The sequence below is a fragment of the Shinella agrisoli genome (assembly GCF_046557955.1).
In the GTDB taxonomy this organism is placed as follows: Bacteria; Pseudomonadota; Alphaproteobacteria; order Rhizobiales; family Rhizobiaceae; genus Shinella.
This window is the reverse complement of record NZ_JBJIEP010000009.1, coordinates 72,509-89,962: the sequence shown is the minus strand read 5'-3', so window position 1 is coordinate 89,962 and position 17,454 is coordinate 72,509. Positions and strand designations below refer to the sequence as shown.

Genomic DNA, 17,454 nt, shown 5'->3' with positions numbered 1-17,454 from the left:
CTCCGCCCTTCCTCCGGTGACGGCGCGCCTGGAAATCGCATATGCTCTTTCGACGACAAGGACTTGTTTCATGACCGAGAAATCCCCTGCCGACAATTTTCCCGCCGGCTACGAAGTCCCGAAGGTCTGGACCTGGGACAAAGGCAACGGCGGCGCGTTCGCCAATATCAATCGCCCTATCGCCGGCCCGACCCACGACAAGGAACTGCCGGTCGGCAAGCATCCGCTGCAGCTCTACTCGCTTGCAACGCCCAACGGCGTGAAGGTGACGATCATGCTGGAGGAGCTTCTGGCCGCCGGCCATTCCGGCGCCGAGTACGATGCCTGGCCGATCCGCATCGGCGACGGGGACCAGTTCGGTTCCGGCTTCGTCGAGGTGAATCCGAACTCGAAGATCCCGGCGCTCATGGACCATGCGCCCAAGGGCGGCGGCGCGCCGGTCCGCGTCTTCGAATCCGCGTCCATCCTGCTCTATCTTGCGGAAAAGTTCGGTGCGTTCCTGCCGGGCGAGCTGCGCGCCCGCACCGAGACCTTCAACTGGCTGTTCTGGCAGATGGGCTCCGCGCCCTTCCTCGGCGGCGGCTTCGGCCATTTCTATGCCTATGCGCCGGTGCACATCAAATACGCCATCGATCGCTATGCCATGGAGGTGAAGCGCCAGCTCGACGTGTTGGACCGCCACCTGGCGGACAACCGCTTCATGGCCGGCTCCGAATATACGATCGCCGATATGGCGATCTGGCCCTGGTACGGCAGCCTTGCCCAGAACAAGCAGTATGGCGATGCCGGCACCTTCCTCGAGGTCGAGAGCTACCGGAACGTCCAGCGCTGGACGGCCGAGATCGCCGGCCGGCCCGCGGTCAGGCGCGGCCGCATGGTCAACCGGCTGAGCGGCGAACCGTCCGAGCAGCTGCACGAGCGCCACGACGCCTCCGACTTCGAGACGAAGACGCAGGACAAGATCGGCCCGACCACGGCGGCATAGGAGCATTCGATGGCCAACCTGCCCGACATGACCAAGCACCGGGGCTTCCCGTCCGGCATGCCGGGCACCGGCGTCCAGTTCACCATCCGCCGCGCCAATCCGCGCGGGGTGACGCCGATAAAGGCGCTGCCCCGCCGGGCGCGTCCCGGCACCGCGGAGCACCGCATCGACGCCGCCTTCCTGCACGCGCTCTGGCACCATTTCGGGGCCGAGCCCTTCGAGCGCGGCAACCTCGATGCCGCCCGCCTCAGCCTGCTCTTCGGCCGCGAGGTCGTGCCGGCGGAAAAGGACTTCGACCCGGCATCCTACGAGGCCCTGCTCGTCATCGACGAAAGGGTCGCCCGCCAGAGCTTCCCGGAATCCTTCGAGGACGTGTTCGAGGTATAGCGGCGGGCACCGGCCTGACGGTGTGGAAAGCAGGATTCGCATTGGACCTTGCCTCGACGAAAAAAGATGATAATTTTTGTCATCTTAAATTTGCCGAAAGGGCTTTGCCCGGCTGGAAATGATCGCTATCGGAAACACTCCATGGCGATGACAGGCATCCATCGCGGTGCCGGTCAAAAGGGCATGCTGGCACCACGATCAAACATGGGCGTTACACCGTGAGCTTTCTGCATTCCATGACCTGCTATACGGAAGGCATCAAGGCGCTTGCGCCGGTCAAATGGCGCAGCCTCGATGGCCTGGTGGGCGTCTACTGGGATGCGGAAGGCCAGCCGGGGGCCAAGGGTTACTATCTTTCGCCCGATCCGCGCATCGTGATCTTCTTCAACGACGTATCGCCGCATATCCAGATGACGAACCGCGAAGGCGGGATAGGCGCGCATTCCCGTCCCATGACGCGAGCCATCTATGTGCCTGCCGGCGTGCCTTTGTGGACCAGCTTCACGTCCGCGCACCGCTTCTCGCACCTCGACCTGCACCTGCACAAGGATCGGCTGCTGCGGTTCCTGTCGCCGTCGGTCGGGACGTCGGCCGCGCTGGCCGCCCTGCGCCGCCCGGTGGAAATACAGGACGTGGGGGCGACCGAAACGCTGGCCGGCCTCCTGGTCGACGAGGTGTCGAAGCCGACGAAACATGCGGTCTACGCGGAAAGCCTCGTCGGCAGCATCGTCAGCGGCCTGCTCGATATTCCCGACCACGGCGGCGAGACCCCCAACGGCCGGCTCACCCAGGCGCAGATGAACAAGCTGATCTCGCGCGTCAACGCGCGCAGCGATTGCCGGCTGACCGTCGCCGAGATGGCCGAGACGGTCGGCCTTTCCGAGAGCTGGTTTGCCCATGTCTTCAAGCAGACCACGGGCGAGACGCCCCTCCAGTGGCAGCTCGCGAAACGCATCGGCCTTGCGCAGAAGCTGCTGATGGAAAGCGACCTGACCATCGCGGACATCGCTGCGCAGATCGGGTTTTCCGATCAGGCCCACCTGACGAAGGCCTTCCGGCAGGTCGCCGGGGAAACGCCCGCCGCCTGGCGGCGGATGCGCCAGCCGCGCTGATGGAATATCCCGCCCGGAACGGCTCCGGACGGGATGGAGGGCTTCACCAGGTCTGGCGCAGCGTCGCGTAGATCGCGCGGCCGGGATTGTAGTAGTATGCCCCGCCGTCGTCGTTGGCGATATGCTTCTCGTCGAAGAGATTGCTGACGTTCAGCTGGAACGTCGTGTTCTCCTGGAGCTTGTAGGTGAACGCGGCGTCGAAGACGATGGCGCTGTCCGACTTCCGGGTGTTCGCGTTGTCGAAGTAATAGGAACCCGTGTAGCGGGCACCGAGGCCGAAGGTCATGTCGCCGCGCCTTCCGTCGCCTTCCAGCGTGTAGGTTCCCCACAGGGAAGCCAGGTGCTTGGGGACCTGTGCGAAGGCGTTGCCGTTGAAACCGTTAACGTTGCCCGGCTCTTCGATCCTGGACTTGATGTAGCTGTATGCGGCGATCAGATTGATGTTGTGGGGCAACTCCACCTTGGCCTCGAGGTCGAGGCCGCGATGCCTGATCTTTTCGATCGTCGCCGGCAGGTAGACCGGAGCCTCGTATGTCGTGATGTTCTCCATCGCCAGGTCATAGACGGAGGCGGTGAACAGGGCCGGGAAAGCGTCCGGACTGTACTTGATCCCGGCTTCGTACTGCGTGCCGGTCGTCGGCTCGTTCCCCGTGCTCGGCGGCGCGACGGATTCGGCATAGCTGACATAGGCGGCCAGTTCGCTCGTGAGCTTGTAGCTCAGGCCCAGGCGCTTGGTGAACTCCTTGTAGTCGCCCGTGGCGGTGGTGTTCGCGAGCAGGTTCGTTTCCGAAAGATCGAGCCAGTCGTTGCGCAGCCCGACGCTCGCGGTCAGCCTGTCGAAGAAGGTCAGGTCCTGCTGGAGATAGATCGCCTTCGTCTTCTGGTCGTTTTGCGTGCTGTTATACAGGAAAAGCGAGGCGGGCCTGCCTGAATAGACCGGATTCACCCAGTCTATGTCGGGGGCGGCACTGTAGTACATTTCGCTTTCCGACTCGAACTTGTTGTACTCGGCCCCGAGGAGCGTGCGGCTCTCCACCTTGTCGAAGCTCGCCTCGTAGAGCAGGTGCGCATCGACGATGAACTGTTCGGTGGACTTGTCGTTGGCGAAGAAATAGCGGCCAGCCCTGGTGTCCGTCGTGTCGAAGGCACCCAACGCATCCCACAGATAGACATAGCCGAATCCGGTGTCGGACTTGCTGTAGCGGGCATTGGTATTGAAGGTCAGGCCGTTGCCGAAATCGTGGTCGAACAGGATGCTGTAGGTGTTCCTGTTCGTCGTATCGTAGTTGAAGTCCGGCTCGCCGAAGAAGCGGTCCCTGTCCAGATCCGTGCCGATCGGATGACCGCCGCCGCTGGGCGTGCCGTCCCGGTTCAGATGGTCGAAGACGAACGTCAGGCTGGTCGCGTCGGTGGGGCGCCAGGTCAGGCCGCCCATGATGAAGTTTTCGTCATCCCGGGAATAGTCGTATTCGGCGTCGGACCGCTGGAACTTGCCGGTCAAGCGATACGAGAGCGTGTCGTCCGCCGTGATGTTGTCACCGAAATCGAACCCCGCCTCCTTGTGCGCGAACGATCCCCCGGTGGCATAGACCTCGCCAAAGCGCGCGCTTTTGGGAGTCTTGCTCACATAGTTCACCGAGCCGCCGGGATCGGAAACCCCGAAGCCGGTGGAGTTGGCGCCCTTCAGCACCTCGACGCGCTCGAAGGCATAGGGCTCTTCGAGAATGCCGCTCCAGGTTCGGCCGATGGCCAGTCCATCGCGGTAGGTAAAGGGGGTGAAGCCACGGATCTTGAAATAGTCGTAGCGGTCGTCCGAGCCGTAGTAGTCCGTCACCACGCCCGCCGTATATTGCACCACCTGCTCGACGCTGGCCGCGCCGCGCTCCTGGATTTCCCTGGACGTGATGACGGAGACCGAGGCGGGCGTTTCCAGAATCTCCGCCGGCATCTTGCCGACGCCGGTGGTCTTCTTCGCCACGATCGTCCTCGCGTCGTCGTCGGCGTCTCCACCGTCGATGGTGATCGTCTCCAGAACGGTGGTCGAGTTCCCGCCCGCCTCCTGGGCGCGCGCGGCAGCCGGCGTGAGGGCGACGAGCGCCGTGCACCCCAGAAGGAGCAAGCTCCTGTAGCGGATGAAGGATTGCCCGTTGTCGCTGCCTGTCTTTTCCATGTGCATAATCACGTTCCCGAAGCCGATGTTGCTGCTGCCGGCTGCCGGCGGGAGGACCCGCCCGCAGAAAAGTCCGGCCGGACATCAAGCCTCTCCGGGCCGCCAGGCCCCTCTCAGCCCGGCCGCCGGTCGCGATGCACGATGTCCCCTCGTCGCCTCATTAACTTGAGATGAATTATCCAGTATTGTAGATTTCCGCTGTTTTGTAGGAAACTGCGGAAACTTCGCAGCTCCCCGGCACGCATGCCGGCATGCGCCTTGACGCCGCCCAATGAACCTGAAACGGAAACTCCACTTTAATCGCAATGGAGGGTTTCGCCGATGCCGCGGCTTTTTCGCCTTGCTCTGACACTGGTCGCCGCATGCCTCTGGATGATCGCATCGGGCGGCGCATGGGCCACGGACAATGCCTCCTATCCCATCGTCATCAAGCACGCCTTCGGCACGACGACGATCGCCCGCAAGCCCGAACGCGTGGCAACCGTCGCTTGGGCCAACCACGAGGTCCCGCTGGCGCTCGGCATCGTGCCGGTCGGGTTCGCCGCGGCCAATTTCGGCGACGACGACGGCGACGGCCTGCTTCCCTGGGTGGCCGAGAAGCTGAAGGCGCTCGGGGCCGAAAAGCCGGTGCTCTTCGACGAGGGCGACGGCATCGACTTCGAAGCGGTCGCCGCCACCCGGCCGGACGTCATCCTGGCCGCCTATTCCGGGCTGAGCCAATCCGACTACGATACCTTGAGCCAGATCGCACCGGTCGTCGCCTATCCGGAATCGGCCTGGGCGACCGACTGGCGCGAGATGATCCGCCTCAACAGCGCGGGACTGGGCATGGCGGCCGAGGGCGACGCGCTGATCGAGCGCATCGAGAAGGAGATCGCCGAAACGGTCGCGGGTTATCCCGTCCTCAAGGGCAAGTCGGCGATCTTCGTCACCCATCTCGACGTGACCGACCTCAGCACCGTCAACTTCTACACCGCCAACGACACCCGGGTGAAATTCTTCGCCGACCTCGGACTCGTCTCTCCGAAAAGCGTGCTGGAGGCGACGAAGCCGGGGCAGTTCGCCGCGAGCGTCAGCGCCGAACGGGTCGATGCCTTCGACGATGTCGACATCGTCGTGACCTACGGCAGCATGCCGCTTCTCGACGCCGTGAAAGGCGACCTGCTCCTGTCTCGCATGCCCGCCGTCGGCAAGGACGCCCTCGTCATGCTCGAGCGCAACCCGGTCGGCACCGCCGCCAATCCGACGCCGCTTTCGATCTCGTGGGTGCTGAAGGACTATGTCGCGCTTCTCGCCCGGGCCGCCGGGAAGTCGCAATGACGACGCAGACCGCCACGGCGCGCGGCCTGCCGGCGCCCGCCGGGCGCTCCCGCCGCCTGCGCGCGCTCTGGCTGCTGCTGACCGCAGCGGCGCTCCTCCTGTTCTCGGCGCTCTCGGTGGCGATCGGCACGCGGGACGTCGGCTTCGCGGACATCGCCGCCGCGCTTGGCGGGCAGGTCGAGACGATCGGCCAGGCCGCCGTCGCCATGCGCATGCCGCGCACGCTGCTCGGCCTGCTGGCGGGCGCGGCGCTCGGTCTCGCCGGGGCGATCATGCAGGGCGTGACGCGCAATCCGCTTGCCGATCCCGGCATCCTCGGCGTCAACATGGGCGCGTCGCTCGCGGTGGTGATTGGCGTCGCCTGGTTCGACATCGCCTCCGCCTATGCCTATATCTTCACCGCCATCCTCGGCGCCGGCGCGGCGGCGGTCTGCGTCTATGTCATCGGCTCCCTCGGACGCGGCGGGGCAACGCCGCTGAAGCTCGCCCTTGCCGGAGCCGCCACGTCGGTCGCCTTTTCCTCGCTGGTCATCGCGGTCGTGCTGCCGCGGAACGACATTGCCGGCGGCATCCGGGCCTGGCAGATCGGCGGCATCGGCGGGGCGACGCTGGAGCGCATCTACCCCGTGCTGCCCTTCCTCGCCGCGGGCTTCGTCGTCAGCCTGCTTTCCGCACGCAAATTGAACGCCCTTGCCCTTGGCGACGAGATGGCCGCGGGCCTCGGCGAGCACGTCGCCGTCACGCGCGCCGTCGCGGCGTTCGGCGCGATCCTCCTCTGCGGGGCGACGACCGCGGTCTGCGGGCCGATCGCCTTCCTGGGCCTCGTCGTGCCGCATCTGTGCCGCCTGCTGGTCGGCGGCGACCATCGCTGGCTGCTGCCCTTCTCCGCCCTCGGCGGCGCCTGCCTGCTTCTTGCCGCCGACATCGTCGGGCGCATCGTGGCCCGCCCGGCCGAACTCGACGTCGGCATCGTGACGGCCTTCGTCGGCGCGCCATTCTTCATCTGGATCGTCCGCCGCCAGCGGGTGCGGGACCTGTGACGATGCTCGCGCCCATCATTGATTCCATCGTTGACAATCGCCGTCGGCACGCCCGCCGGCACGCGCTGGTCATAGCCGTTCTCCTCACCCTTCTGGCGGCGTCCTTCCTGCTGACATTGCTGCTCGGCCAATCCTTCACGCCGCCCGGCGACATCGTGCGCGCGCTGATGGGCGAGGATGTGCCGGGCGTGGCTTTCACGGTCGGCCAGCTCCGGCTGCCGCGCGCGGTCCTGTCGGTTCTCGCCGGCCTCAGCTTCGGCCTCGGCGGCGTCGCCTTCCAGGTCATGCTGCGCAATCCCCTCGCCAGCCCCGACATCATCGGCATCAGTTGGGGCGCGAGCGCCGCGGCGGTCTTCGCGATCGTCGTGCTGTCGCTGAAGGGACCGATGGTTTCGGTCCTTGCCGTGACGGCCGGGCTCGGCGTGGCGCTGCTCGTCTATGCGCTGTCCTTCCGCAACGGCGTTGCCGGCACACGCCTCATCCTCGTCGGCATCGGCGTTTCGGCCATGCTGGAAAGCTTCATCGCCTATATCCTGTCGAACGCCCCGGCCTGGACCCTCCAGGAAGCCCTTCGCTGGCTGACCGGCAGCGTCAACGGCGCGCAGCTCGGCCAGACGCTGCCGCTCCTGGTGGCCCTGGTCGTCTTCGGCGGCCTGCTGATGAGCCGCGCGCGCGACCTCGAAGCCTTGAGGCTCGGAGACGATACCGCCGCCGCCCTCGGCGTCCGGGTCGCCGGAACGCGGGTGCTGATCATCGTCGCCGCCGTCGGCATGATCGCCAGCGCGACGGCCATATCCGGGCCGATCGCCTTCGTCGCCTTCCTCTCCGGCCCGATCGCCGCCCGCATTGTCGGAAGCAGCGGATCGCTGCTGATCCCGTCGGCGCTGGTGGGTGCGACCCTCGTGCTGATCGGCGATTATTGCGGCCAGTTCCTGCTGGCGAGCCGCTACCCCGTGGGCGTGGTCACCGGCGCATTGGGTGCCCCCTACCTGATTTTCCTGATTGTGCGCGTCAACCGGTCGGGAGGTTCGCTATGAAGTCCCATGCCCTCGTCGCGAGCCGGCTGACGGCCGGCTACGGCGACACCATGATCCTGAACGGCCTGGACCTTGCGGTCCCGCCCGGCAAGATCACCGTCATCGTCGGCGCCAATGCCTGCGGCAAGTCCACGCTGCTGCGCACGATGTCCCGGCTCCTGTCGCCGCAGCAGGGGCATGTGCTGCTCGACGGCAAGTCGATCCACCGCATTCCCTCGCGCGAGCTGGCGCGCACGCTGGGCCTTCTTCCCCAGTCGCCGATCGCCCCGGAGGGGATCACGGTCGCCGATCTCGTCAGCCGCGGCAGGCATCCCCACCAGGGCATGTTCTCCCGCTGGACGCGCCAGGACGACGAGGCCGTCGCGGCCGCGCTCGCGGCGACCCGGACGGTCGAGCTGGCGGAAAGGCCGGTCGACGAGCTTTCGGGCGGACAGCGCCAGCGGGTCTGGATCGCGATGGCCCTGGCGCAGCAGACGGAGCTGCTGCTGCTCGACGAGCCGACGACGTTCCTCGACATCAGCCACCAGATCGAGGTGCTGGACCTTTTGACCGATCTCAACCAGATGCGCGGAACCACGATCGTCATGGTGCTGCACGACCTCAACCTCGCGGGGCGCTATGCCGATCACCTCGTCGTCATGGCGGACGGGCGGCTGCATGTCTCCGGCAGGCCGGAGGACGTGCTGACGGAAGAGAACGTGCGGCAGGTCTTCGGGCTCGAAAGCCGTATCATCGCCGACCCGACCTCGGGCCGGCCGATCATGCTGCCGATCGGCCGGCACCGGATGGTCGCGGGGCAGGCCGCCGAAAAGGACGATGCGGGCCGCATCGAGGCTTTGGAGAAAGGAGACCCGTCATGAACGCAGCCGCGCAATTCAAGCTTTCTGGCGTGGCGCTGCCGAAGGACGCCGAAAGCATGCTCGACGAGGTCTGCGAGCACTTCGTCGAGCATGCGGAGGTCCAGCGCTCGGACAATGCCACGCTGCTGAAGAGCGAGATCGGCACCGCGCACATGCGCCTGGAGGACGGGCGGCTCCTGATCGACCTCGCCTGCCCGACGCAGGAGGCGCTGCAGATGAGCCGCACGGTCATCGCCGAGCACCTGTTCTACTTTGCCGGCGGCGAACCGCTCGAACTGACCTGGTCCGAACCCGCGCCGCGCGCGCGGCTGCCCAACATCCACGAGGTCGCGGTCGTCTCGGCGGAGAATGTGACGCCGCACATGCGGCGCGTGAAGTTGGCCTGCGCCGATGTCACGCCTTTCCTCAGCGGCGGCATGCATGTCCGCATCCTCGTTCCGCCCAAGGGCCGACCACCGGTCTGGCCGGGATTGCGCGAGGACGGGCGCATCGCCTGGCCGGAAGGCGAGGACGGGCTTCTGGTGCGCGTCTATACGATCCGCGCCGTCGACGTGGAGCGCGGCGAGCTGTGGATCGACTTCCTCCAGCATCCCGCGCCCGGCATCGCGACCCCCGGCGCCGACTTCGCGCGGGATGCGCGGCCGGGAGACCGGCTGGCGCTGCTCGGGCCCGGCGGCGGCGGCCTTCCCCAGGCGAGCTCGATCTTCCTCGCCGGGGACGAAAGCGCCCTTCCCGCCATTGCCCGCATCGCCTCCGAAGTGCCGGCGGGCACGCGGATGCAGGCCATCATCGAGGTGGAGGAGGCGGCAGAAGAGCAGCCGCTTCCCACGGCAGGCGCCCTCGACCTGCGCTGGCTGCACCGCAAGGCCTATCCGCCCGGCGCGGCGAATGTCCTTGCCGAGGCAGCGACGAGCGCGCTTGCCTCCATCGACGGCGAAACCTTCGTCTGGGTGGCCTGCGAGAGGGAGGACGTGCGGATCGTCCGCGCTTTCCTGAAGAATCGCCGGCACGACAGGAAGCGGATGTATGTCGCCTGGTACTGGGAAAGGGACCGGGTCCAGGAGGAGCCCGCCTGACCAGGCGATCAGGACTTTGTTATGAAATGAAGCCCGGCGCCCCGCTCCGCGCCAGTTTCTTGCGCCGGGCTTCCTTCCTGCGAATTTTTAGAACAAAAACTTGACTCCCTTACTCCTGTTAATATAGGTCAGCAAGGCTGACACATCATGGACGGGAGGAAGCACGTTGGACCTGCGCGGAGAAACCTTCGGCCTTTACGATCCCTCGCAAGAGAAGAGCAGTTGCGGCGTCGGTTTCATCACGCGAAAAGACGGCATCCAGACCCATGACGTGCTGCGCAAGGGCCACGAAGCGCTCTGCGCCGTGCCGCATCGCGGCGGCATGTCGGCGGAAGGCGTCGGGGACGGCGCCGGCGTGTCGGTCGACCTTTCGCTCGGCTTCTTCCGCAAGCTGACCGGGCGGCACGACCTTCAGTCCCGCCGCTTCGGCGTGGGGAACTTCTTCCTGCCGAACGACCCGGCCTTCCAGCGGGAGGCGGAGGACGTCATCGAGGACGCGCTCGCAGGGCAGGGATTTGCCCTGCTTCTGAAGCGCGACGTCCCGGTCGACGAAAGCGCGATCCGGCCGGCGGCGGTGCGCCATCAGCTGCCGATCCGCCAATGGGTCTTTTCCTGCCACGACGAGGCGGCCAGCCAGGCGGAATTCGATTTCCGCATCCACAAGGCTCTGCTGTCGATCGAGGCGCGCGCCTATACCGAGCCGCGCCTTGCCGGGCTCTATCCGCTTTCGATGAGCGCCAGGACGCAGGTCCTCAAGGGCCGGCTGAACTCGAACGAGGTCATGCCCTACTTCCGCGACCTCGTCGACCCGGACCACACGGTCCACACCATGTACTTCCACACGCGCTTCTCGACCAACACCGACCCGCATCCCTCCATGGCCCAGCCCTTCCGGCTGATGGCGCACAACGGCGAGCTCAACACCGACCGCAAGAACCGCCTCTCGGAAGCGGCGGTCGCGCTGGCGAAGAACGCCTCGATCATCCGGCCGAAGGGCCAGTCGGACAGTTGCCGGCTCGACCAGACGCTGCAGACGCGCGTCCTCGAAGACGGGCTCGACCTCGTCACCGCCGTCGTCTCCATGATGCCGCCGGCCTGGGAGAACGACGACACGCTCTCGCCCGACGTGGTCGCCATGCTCGAATATTTCTCGCTCTACGAGGAGAAGAACGACGGGCCGGCCGCGCTGATCTTCGGCGACGGCGACATCATCGGCGCGCGGCTCGACCGGCTGGGCCTGAGGCCGCTGCGCACCGTCGAGACGGCGGACTATCTCTGCGTCATGTCGGAGGCGGGGCAGATCGCGTTCGCGCCGGAAAGCGTCATCAGGCGCGGGCGCATCGAGGCCGGCGGCATGCTGTGCTACGACCACGCCGCCAGGCGCGCCTTCGGCACCGGCGAGGCGCTGGAGATGCTGGCCGCCCGCCGCCCCTACCGCACGCTGCTGCGCGAGGCGCGCGTGACCCTTGCCGAACTGCCGGAAATCCCCGCCGACGCGCAGGGCTCGCCGCTGCGCTACAACGGCGACCTCGAACGCCACCAGCGCTACGTCGCCTATTCGCTGAACCAGGAGAGCTTCAAGTTCCTGATGGACCCGATGCTCCAGACCGGGGCGGAGAAAATCTCCGCCATGGGCTACGGCAACGCCATCAACGCGCTCTCCGACCAGGAGGGAGGCGTGGCGAAATACTTCTCGCAGCGCTTCGCCCAGGTGACGAACCCGCCGCTCGATTCGATCCGCGAGGCGGACGGCATGACGCTGCGCGTGGCGCTCGGCGCCAAGCCGAACATCGGCGCGAAGGCGGCCCGCCAGATCGTCGTGCCCTCGCCGATCCTCACCCATCTCGACATGCTGCGCATCCGCGAGCAGAGGGAAACGCCGGTCCGGCGTTTCGAGATGCTTTATGTGCCCGACCTCGATGACCCGGCGGGAAACGAGCGCGCGCTGGAGCAGGCGATCGACGGCCTCTGCGATGCCATCGCCGCCTTCGCGCGGGAGGAAGGCGGCATCGCCGTCGTCACCGATAGGCACGTTGCGAGGACGCGCGCCGCCCTGCCGATGATCCTCGTCGTCTCCGCGGTCAACCAGAAGCTCATCGAGGAGGGCTTGCGCCTGCGCCTGTCGCTGGTGGTCGAAAGCGGCCAGATCGCCTCCTCGCATCATATCGCCGCCGTGCTCGGCTTCGGCGCCTCGGCGGTCTATCCGCTCGGCGTGCAGTTCCGCGCCGAGGAGAAGTTCGGCGCCGACGCCGACAAGGCCTTCAAGCGCTTCGCCAAGGCGGCGGAAAAGGCGCTGATGAAGACGATGGGCAAGGTCGGCCTGTGCACCGCCGAGAGCTATATCGGCGGCGAATTCTTCGAGCCGAACTTCCTCGACACCAACGACCCGGTTCTGAAACGCTACTTCCCCAACGTGAAGACGCCGGTCGGCGGCGTGAACTTCAAGGTGATCGCCGCGGCGGTCGCCGACTGGCACGCCAGGGCGCTGACGGTGAGTGGCGAGGACGACATCCCGCTGCTCGGCCTCTTCAAGGAGCGGGCCGAAGGCGCCGGCCATTCCTTCGGCACGGCCGCCGTGCGCGGCTTCGTCGACATGACGGAGGAGAAGATCGCCCTCGGCGGCACGCCGGCGGAGGACGACCCGTTCCTGCGCCTGCTGACGCTCAACCGGCTGGACGACGCCTTCGGCCTCGATGACGCCGCCTACCGAAACAACGGCTTCGAGAAGCTGACGCCGGAGGCGATCAACGCCTTCGCCGTCACGCCCGGCTACCGCAACTTCATCCGGCAGATGACGGAGGAGCGCACGCGCCGGCCCGCGGCCCTGCGCGACGTGCTGGCGCTGCCGGCCGATGTCACCTACCTCGTCTCGGCGGAGGATTTCCGCAGGGAGATGGGCCGTTTCTCGCGCAAGGGCAACAACAGCTTCATGGTGCGCGGCCTGTCCTGCGAAAGCCTTGCCGACGACACCTTCCGCCTCGCCCTCACCGGCCCGATGGGCGGCGAGCTGGCGCGGCTTTCCGCGCTCGGCCAGTCGCTCGTCATGCGCTTTGGCGGCGACATCCTCGGCCACTGGCTGGAAGGCGGCGCGCTGATGGTGCAGGCCGGCGGGGAGGCGCGCGACTATCTCTCGCTCCTGCGCACGGCGCCCGACAGCATTCCGCTGGAACAGGTGCAGAAGGCGAGCGAGATCACGCCGCTGCTCGCCTCCGGCGCCATGAGCCACGGCGCGCTGGTCGCCAGCGCCCACGAGGCCGTCGCACACGGCACCAACATGGTCGGCGGCATGTCCAATTCAGGGGAAGGCGGCGAGCATCTCTCGCGCTACGGCACCATCCGCGCCTCGCGCATCAAGCAGTTCGCCTCCGGCCGCTTCGGCATCTGGGCGGGCTATCTCGCCGACCCGATGCTGGAGGAGCTGGAGATCAAGATCGGCCAGGGCGCCAAGCCCGGCGAAGGCGGCCAGCTGCCGGCCCAGAAGGTGACGGTGGAGATCGCGGCCGCCCGCGGCGGCACGCCGGGCGTGGAGCTCGTCTCCCCGCCCCCGCACCACGACACCTATTCCATCGAGGACCTTGCCCAGCTCATCCACGACTGCAAGGCCGCGCGCGTGCGCGTCGTCGTCAAGCTCGTCTCCTCCGAAGGCATCGGCACGATCGCCGTCGGCGTCGCCAAGGCGGGCGCGGACGTCATCAACGTCGCGGGCAATACCGGCGGTACCGGGGCGGCGGCCGTCACCAGCCTCAAATATACCGGCCGTGCCGCCGAGATCGGCATTGCCGAGGTGCACCAGGCGCTCTGCGCCAACGGCCTGCGCCAGAAGGTGCAGCTGCGCTGCTCGGGCGCGCACCAGACGGCGAGCGACCTCGTCAAGTCGGCGCTGCTGGGCGGCGACAGCTTCGAGTTCGGCACGACCGCGCTGATGATGCTGAAATGCGTGATGGCGAAGAACTGCAACGTCAAGTGCCCGGCGGGCCTCACCACCAATCCGGAGGTCTTCGACGGCGATCCGCGGGCGCTGGCGCAATACCTCCTCAACATCGCTCACGAGACGCGGGAAATCCTTGCCGCTCTCGGCCTGAAGTCGCTGCGTGACGCGCGAGGCCGCAGCGACCTCCTTCACCTCCTCGACCATCCCGCAAGCGTCGGGCAACTCGACCTCCGCGCGATGCTTGCCGTCGTCGAGGAGGTGAAGGTCCCCGATCCCGTCTACATGGAGAAGGACTACGCCGTCGACGACGGCTTCATCGAATTGGTCCGCTCCGCCCTCATCGAGGGGAGGCGCGCGACGGTCGAGCTCGGCGGCAACCGCCACCTCGGCAATTGCAACAAGAGCGTCGGCGGGCAGCTCGCCATCGACATCGAGCGCATGCTCAACCACGAGCTCGGAGAGGCGCAGTCGCGCGGGCTTCCCGCCGTGCGGCAGGACGACCGCGGCCGCCGCTTCCTCGACGCCGGCAGCGTGCGGATATCGACCTCCGGCTCGGCCGGCCAGTCCTTCGGCGCCTTCTGCAACGACGGCATGGCCTTGACCCATACGGGAACCTGCAACGACGGGGTCGGCAAGAGCGCCTGCGGCGGGGTCATCGCCGTGCGGTCTCCGGGCGGCGGCTCGCACGAGGCCGGCGGCAACGTGCTCGTCGGCAATTTCGCCCTGTTCGGCGCGACGGGCGGGCGCCTCTTCGTCGAGGGCCAGGCCGGCGACCGCTTTGCCGTGCGCAATTCCGGCGCGACCGCCGTGGTCGAGGGGGTCGGCGACTTCTGCTGCGAATACATGACGAACGGCGCGGTGCTGAACCTCGGGTCGTTCGGCAAGGGCTTCGGCAACGGCATGAGCGGCGGCTTCGTCTACCAGTACGATCCCTATGGCGACCTGCCGAAGAAGATGAGCCACGATTCCATCCTTCTCGGCACGGTCGGCGACGAGGCGGATGCGATGGCGGCCGTGCATGCGGACGCCATCCGCCTGATGCTGGAATGGCACGTGGCGGCCACCGGTTCGCCGAAGGCCCGCTGGCTGCTCGACAACTGGGAAAGCGAGCGGCACAACTTCGTCTACGGCCTGCCGCGCGCCCTGCTGCTCTACCAGGACTCGGACGCCATCCTGAAGGCGAAGGGCCGCAAGGATCTCGTCGAGGAACTGGCGACGGCGCTCGCCGCCCACCAGGTGCGCAAGTTCAAGCTCGCCTACCGCGACCGCAGGGCGATCCTCAACGGCAGCGTGCCGGGCTACGGCGAAACCGACACGGAGGGCATGTTCGCCCTGCTCAACAACTACACGGTCCTCAACATGGCCCAGTCGATCGCGCTCGCCCGCGTGCCGGGTGCCCGCGGCCCGTCCGATCCCGCCGTCGAGAAGGCGGTGCGCAACCTCCTGCTGACGGAGGACTTCGCCCTCATGCAGAGGCTCGCCCGCTACGCCCGCGAGGCGGTTGCCGACTACGACGACGAAGCGCTCGCGGTAATGGTGGCGGCCAAGCGCCTCGACGACTACCGGCAGGCGCTCAAGGGCCGCAACACGCGCTCCATCGACAGCCCCGGCACCTATGGCTGGATCCTCCACCAGGCGGCCCGCAACGTCGAGCGGATCGGCCGCATCCCGAGTTTCGAGGAATTGTTCGCGCGGCAGGCGGTGTCCGGCCTCGCGCCGGCAGGACAGTGAGGCCGAGACGATGAAGATCCCCTACATCCCCGAGGACGCGCCGTTCAACGCCGACCAGCGCGCCTGGCTCGCGGGCTTCCTCGCCGGCCTCCATTCCCGCCTCGCCATCAGCGGCGGGACGCCGGCGGTCGCCGCCGCGGCGGCGCCGGACAGGGCGGCAAGCCTGCACATCCTCTACGGCACCCAGACCGGCAATGCCGAGCGGGTGGCGATGGACGCGGCGGCCGCCGCGCGCGGCCTCGGGCTTGCACCGCAGGTCGCCGGCCTCGACGACGTCACGATGGATCAGCTTGCGGCCATGCAGCGGCTGATCGTCGTCACCTCCACCTACGGCGAAGGTGAGATGCCGGACAATGCCCAGCTCTTCTGGGAAGCCCTGTCCGCTTCCACCGCCCCCAGGCTGGAGGGGTTGCGCTTCGGCGTGCTGGCGCTTGGCGACACCGGCTACGACGGGTTCTGCCAAGCCGGCAAGCTCATCGACATGCGCCTTGAACAGCTCGGCGCGACGCGCATCCTTGCCCGGCGCGACTGCGACATCGACTACGAGGACCCGGCCGCCGCCTGGATCGGCGAGGCCCTGCCGCTTGCCGCCCCGGCGGCCGGCACCGAGGGCATCGCGGCCGGAGGGCCGCTCCCGTCCCCCGCCGCCGCGAAGGCATCCAGCTGGAGCCGCAAGAACCCCTATCCCGCCCGCCTTGCCGTCAATCGCCGGCTTTCCGGCAGCGCCTCGGGCAAGGAGATCCGCCATTACGAATTCGACCTCGGCGACAGCGGGCTGGAATACGAAGCCGGCGACGCGCTCGGCGTCATGCCGGTCAACGATCCGGCGCTTGTGCGCCTCATCCTTTCCCGCCTCGGCGCCGATCCGCAGGCACCGGCCGGGGACGTGACGCTCGAAACCGTGCTGACCTCGAAATACGAGATCTCGACCCCGTCGCGCGACCTCATCGCCGAAGTGGAACGCCGCGCCGGCAACGAGGAGCTGACGCATGTCCTGCGCAACGGCGACAAGGAAGCGCTCGACGCCTTCCTCTGGGGCAAGGACATCTGCGACCTGCTGGCACTGGCGCCGCCGGCCGCCTTTTCCCCCGAGGAACTGCTGGGATGGCTGAAGCCGTTGCAGCACCGCGCCTACTCCATCTCGTCGAGCCCGCACGCTGCGGCCGGAAGGGTCCACCTGACCGTCGCGAGCGTGCGCTATCACGCCGACGGCCGCGACCGGGGCGGCGTGTGCTCGACCTTCCTGGCCGACCGGGTGGCGGAAGGGCAAACGGCGGGCATCTTCGTTTCGCAGAACAAGGCCTTCCGCCTGCCCGCCGACAACGACGTGCCGGTGATCATGGTCGGGCCGGGCACCGGCATCGCCCCCTTCCGCGCCTTCCTGCAGGAGCGCCGCGCCCGCGGCGCCAGGGGCCGCAACTGGCTGTTCTTCGGCGACCAGCACCGCGAGAGCGACTTCATCTACGAGGACGAACTGGCCGGGATGAGCCGCGACGGGCTGCTCACGCGCCTCGACCTCGCCTTCTCCCGCGACCAGCAGGAGAAGATCTACGTGCAGACCCGCATGCGCGAGAACGGCAAGGCGCTCCATGCCTGGCTGGAGGAAGGCGCGTCCTTCTACGTGTGCGGCGATGCCAGCCGCATGGCGCGCGACGTGGACGACGCGCTGGCGGAGATCGTCGCCGTCCATGGCGGCATGACGGAAGACAGGGCCGCCGACTACGTGGCCGGCCTGAAGCGCGAGAAGCGTTACCTGCGCGACGTTTATTGACATGCCGCCTTGCGGCAACGGCCCGGGCAGATCG

11 protein-coding genes are annotated in these 17,454 nt (G+C 67.3%); 10 read left to right on the top strand and 1 reads right to left on the bottom strand.

All coding sequences use genetic code 11. From position 1 onward, the window contains the following. Nucleotides 1-70: 70 nt before the first annotated feature. The 3 genes from yghU to ACIIOY_RS11685 all read left to right on the top strand — a co-directional run bounded on the left by yghU (nucleotide 71) and on the right by ACIIOY_RS11685 (nucleotide 2,484). Nucleotides 71-985, top strand: a complete 915-nt coding sequence (gene yghU / locus ACIIOY_RS11695) for a glutathione-dependent disulfide-bond oxidoreductase (protein ID WP_411034844.1) — start codon at nucleotides 71-73, stop codon at nucleotides 983-985. A gap of 9 nt (nucleotides 986-994) precedes the next feature. Beyond that, the gene (locus ACIIOY_RS11690) at nucleotides 995-1,372 is read left to right on the top strand and encodes a hypothetical protein (protein ID WP_411034843.1); all 378 of its coding nucleotides are present in this window, start codon (nucleotides 995-997) and stop codon (nucleotides 1,370-1,372) included. A gap of 218 nt (nucleotides 1,373-1,590) precedes the next feature. Continuing rightward, the gene (locus ACIIOY_RS11685; RefSeq protein WP_411034842.1) at nucleotides 1,591-2,484 is read left to right on the top strand and encodes a helix-turn-helix domain-containing protein; all 894 of its coding nucleotides are present in this window, start codon (nucleotides 1,591-1,593) and stop codon (nucleotides 2,482-2,484) included. Nucleotides 2,485-2,527: 43 nt separating this feature from the next. Here the strand turns inward: ACIIOY_RS11685 and ACIIOY_RS11680 are convergent, their stop codons facing one another. Beyond that, on the bottom strand, nucleotides 2,528-4,660 hold the full coding sequence (locus ACIIOY_RS11680) for a TonB-dependent siderophore receptor (protein WP_411034841.1): 2,133 nt from the start codon (nucleotides 4,658-4,660) through the stop codon (nucleotides 2,528-2,530). 315 nt (nucleotides 4,661-4,975) lie between these two features. On the opposite strand from ACIIOY_RS11680, the gene ACIIOY_RS11675 reads away from it, so the two are divergent. The 7 genes from ACIIOY_RS11675 to ACIIOY_RS11645 all read left to right on the top strand — a co-directional run bounded on the left by ACIIOY_RS11675 (nucleotide 4,976) and on the right by ACIIOY_RS11645 (nucleotide 17,420). Continuing rightward, nucleotides 4,976-5,974, top strand: coding sequence for an iron-siderophore ABC transporter substrate-binding protein (locus ACIIOY_RS11675; protein WP_411034840.1), 999 nt, complete (start codon nucleotides 4,976-4,978; stop codon nucleotides 5,972-5,974). Further along, nucleotides 5,971-7,014 carry a FecCD family ABC transporter permease gene (locus ACIIOY_RS11670; RefSeq protein ID WP_411034839.1) on the top strand — a complete coding sequence of 348 codons (1,044 nt, stop codon included), beginning with the start codon at nucleotides 5,971-5,973 and terminating at the stop codon, nucleotides 7,012-7,014. Before ACIIOY_RS11675 ends, ACIIOY_RS11670 begins: the two co-directional genes overlap by 4 nt. 2 nt (nucleotides 7,015-7,016) lie before the next feature. After that, nucleotides 7,017-8,051, top strand: a complete 1,035-nt coding sequence (locus ACIIOY_RS11665; RefSeq protein ID WP_411034838.1) for a FecCD family ABC transporter permease — start codon at nucleotides 7,017-7,019, stop codon at nucleotides 8,049-8,051. After that, a complete protein-coding gene (locus ACIIOY_RS11660) occupies nucleotides 8,048-8,911 on the top strand; it encodes an ABC transporter ATP-binding protein (protein ID WP_411034837.1) in 864 nt (287 codons plus the stop codon). The genes ACIIOY_RS11665 and ACIIOY_RS11660 overlap by 4 nt, the downstream gene beginning before the upstream one ends. After that, a complete protein-coding gene (locus ACIIOY_RS11655; RefSeq protein ID WP_411034836.1) occupies nucleotides 8,908-9,987 on the top strand; it encodes a DUF2218 domain-containing protein in 1,080 nt (359 codons plus the stop codon). Before ACIIOY_RS11660 ends, ACIIOY_RS11655 begins: the two co-directional genes overlap by 4 nt. A gap of 166 nt (nucleotides 9,988-10,153) precedes the next feature. Further along, complete coding sequence (locus ACIIOY_RS11650) at nucleotides 10,154-15,649, top strand: glutamate synthase-related protein (protein WP_411034835.1); 5,496 nt, start codon at nucleotides 10,154-10,156, stop codon at nucleotides 15,647-15,649. Nucleotides 15,650-15,659: 10 nt separating this feature from the next. After that, nucleotides 15,660-17,420: a sulfite reductase subunit alpha gene (locus tag ACIIOY_RS11645; RefSeq protein WP_411034834.1), complete on the top strand. Its 1,761-nt coding sequence runs from the start codon at nucleotides 15,660-15,662 to the stop codon at nucleotides 17,418-17,420. Nucleotides 17,421-17,454: the final 34 nt, after the last annotated feature.